The sequence below is a fragment of the Actinosynnema sp. genome (genome assembly GCF_052038725.1).
Window position 1 is genome coordinate 1 of sequence record NZ_JBQGCX010000244.1, and the last position, 1,931, is coordinate 1,931.

Here is a 1,931-nt window from a genome sequence, read left to right on the forward strand (position 1 = left end):
CAGGATGGTCACCGAGGAGCGCCTCGCCGACTTCGAGTCCGCCCTGCGCCCGCTGCTCGCCGAGGGCGCACCCGCCCCCGAGCGGCTCGACCGGCTGATCACCACCCTGCTCGCGGACGCGCCACCGGACCGGCGCGCCACCCTGCTCAACGACGCCAGGAGGCTCGTCGACCGCTCCACCGGCTACGGCGACGCGGCCGTCAACGCCGCGCTCGACGCCGTCGACCGGCACGACCCCCAGCGCTCCACGCGGGCCGTGCCCGGTTCGCGGCGCCTGTCGCCCAGCAGGGTCACCGGCGGGGTCGGGGCGGGCGTGATCAACCGGGGGCCGCAGGAGAGCGTGCTGGTCGGCGGCGAGTTCCACGTCCCCGTCTACGTCGCCGTGTTCGAGGACGCCCTCGGCTCCGGCGCGCCGAGGAACAAGGACGTCGGCCAGGACCAGGGCGGCCACGTGCAGATCCACACCGGGGCCGCCTCCGGACCCGAGCGGGTCATGTGGCTCAGCCTCGGCCAGGCGCTGCGGCAGCTCAAGTGGATGGACAAGTACGGGGAGCAGAGCCCGGCCGCCCGGCCGCTGATCCGGTCCTTCCTGGTGCCCGAGTCGATCGTCAACCGCATCGCCGCGGGGCTGATCACCGAGCACGGGGCCAAGGACAGCAGCCGGGACCTCAACGTCGACAAGCGCTTCGCCGCCAACCAGGTCGGCATCCGCGACCCGCGCTCGCTGGAGGCGCTGCGGCAGAACGTGCTGCCCGGATCGCTGCGCACCTACACCGACCTGATCGGCCCGGCCCCCCGGACGTGGGGCGACACCAGGCCGGCGAACGAGCTGCGCCTGCGCGAGGGCGTGCCCACCGAGCGGCTGCGCGACTTCCCCGTCGACGCCGACCCGAGCGGGTTCGTCGGCTACGAGGTCCAGGTGAGCCGCCGGGACCGGCTGGACGAGGTCGCGCGCGCCCACGCGGACACCCCCGAGGGCGGGCGGAACGAGCTGGTCGAGCGCTTCTACGCCGCCCACGCCCCCGAGCGGTTCACCGAGCTGGACGCCCGGCGGCCCGACGAGCACCACCTCGCCGTGCACGCGTTCGTGCAGCAGCTCGTCCTGCCGTGGCGCGACTACGTCGGGCGGAACCTGCGCATCACCGACGACTACGCCGAACTCGGGCAGGGCGAGCTGCCCGAGGACCCCACGATGATCGAGATCGCGGGCGAGCAGCCGCTGACCACGGGCGAGCGGCGCACCAGGGTGGCCGGGCAGGCCGAGGAGCAGTGGACCGAGCTGCGCAAGCGCGCCGCGGTGCGCGGGGCACTGGAGCGCATGACGATCGGCAGGGCGGAGTTCGCCGAGGCGGGGAAGACCCCCGGTCTGCCCCAGCTGCTCGGCGAGGTCACCCGGTTCCGGGGCGCCGTGCTCGCCGACTACCGGCACCGCGTGGGGGACCTGGAGACCGTGCGCAGGCTCAACCCCCGGCACGCCGAGACGGCCTTGCGCCTGGTCGAGCGCTTCCCGCGCCCGCTGCCGAGGTGGGGGCGGCCGATCGTCGCGGGGCTGGCACGGGTGGCGGCGTCGGTGGGCGGGACGGTTCTGGCGAAGGTGCGCGCGCGCAAGTGGGAGAGCGGACGGCGGGAATAACCCCGCCCACTTTCGTCACCGTGACATAAGCGGGCGGGGTTCCCGGACCTGGTGATCACGACCCCTGAACCGCCCCCGAGGGGGCGGGGGAGGTCAGACCGGCGGGCGTTCCTGCGCCAGCGCGGCCACGGCGGCCACGGTCTGCCGCACCTGCTCCGCGTCGTCCGGGACGCCTCGGGGATCGGTCAGGGTCGCGATCCTGGTCAGCACGGTCCGGTAGTGGTCGTGGGCGCGTTGCAGGGAGTCGGCGCGCTCGGTCTGGGCGCCCAGTTCGGCGGCGCGCCTGTCCTGCTCGGCT

2 protein-coding genes are annotated in these 1,931 nt (G+C 74.7%); one reads left to right on the top strand and one right to left on the bottom strand.

What is annotated here, in order from left to right; all coding sequences use genetic code 11:
* A partial coding sequence (locus tag ACTUAL_RS04795) for a hypothetical protein (RefSeq protein ID WP_440899393.1) occupies positions 1-1,633 on the top strand: 1,633 nt, incomplete at its 5' end.
* Positions 1,634-1,726: 93 nt separating this feature from the next.
* On the opposite strand, the gene ACTUAL_RS04800 is transcribed toward ACTUAL_RS04795, so the two are convergent.
* Positions 1,727-1,931: hypothetical protein (locus ACTUAL_RS04800; RefSeq protein WP_440899394.1), on the bottom strand; the 205-nt coding region annotated here is incomplete at its 5' end.